Here is an 897-nt window from a genome sequence, read left to right on the forward strand (position 1 = left end):
TTAATCTACGACTTTGATATGCAGAGAAACGCTCTCTGAGGAAATTAACTTTTGTTTTACGTATAACTGCCCAGTCGATGGAAATTTGAGCACTTTAAAAACGTTTGTTAATCAATATTTAGAAGGTAATCAAAGTCACTTGTTATTTGAACTACATATTCCACTTCATGACTATGATTTTCCTTGAGTATACGATCATTTACTTTTTTTCCTGATTCATAATAATAGTTACTTAAAAATCTCCTTGTTCCTTCTTTATCTCTGTAATAATCACCCTGCGGACTTTCGACTTTCTGGAAGTCACCTTGAAAGTAAATTTCAGGTTCTACACCTCTTTTATCACTTTTAGGGTATTTAAATAATCCTGCTTTTTGATAATACATCAATATCTCTTCTTTGCTTAGTCTGGTAGATAGCCTTACTGACGCAATAACTCCCCAATAACCACAACTACCACCAACAAGATGTTTTCCATTAGCTTGCTCATTTTCAATAACTTTTGTTTTAGGTGGAAGGGGATATTTAAATAATTGTTCAGCAAAATCATTGGAGATCCTGTCCTTATCAGTCCAATTTGTCAATCCTAGAACTAATACTACAATCAATATTAGGGCTACTAAAAGCAGCATACCTAACTTGCTACATAGTGTTTTTCTTATAAAATTCATATACAAGAGACCTCTTCTGCTGCGTTTTACTCGTTTAGATTTCTACATTTACTTACTGATTTTTTCTGTATGGCGACAATCTGGAAAAGAGGAACAGCCAAAAAAACGCGTGCCGTTTCCATCCCGTACCACTAGGTCTTGCCCACATTTCGGACATTTACGAGGTTCGGGTGTAATGTTTTCAAAGATTTCTCGTGCCTTAAAAACTGGATTTACCTCATTAATAAAC

At 34.7% G+C, this 897-nt stretch carries 2 protein-coding genes; both read right to left on the reverse strand.

Annotated features, from left to right (window positions below; all coding sequences use genetic code 11):
• Positions 1 to 107: 107 nt before the first annotated feature.
• The gene (locus tag ACH0CI_RS28200; protein ID WP_406902659.1) at positions 108 to 668 is read right to left on the reverse strand and encodes a hypothetical protein; all 561 of its coding nucleotides are present in this window, start codon (positions 666 to 668) and stop codon (positions 108 to 110) included.
• A gap of 48 nt (positions 669 to 716) precedes the next feature.
• The coding region (locus tag ACH0CI_RS28205; protein ID WP_406902660.1) for a topoisomerase DNA-binding C4 zinc finger domain-containing protein at positions 717 to 897 on the reverse strand (181 nt) is incomplete at its 5' end.

Origin of the sequence: Priestia sp. 179-F W1.4 NHS (genome assembly GCF_045369295.1) — a bacterium.
In the GTDB taxonomy this organism is placed as follows: Bacteria; Bacillota; Bacilli; order Bacillales; family Bacillaceae_H; genus Priestia; species Priestia zanthoxyli.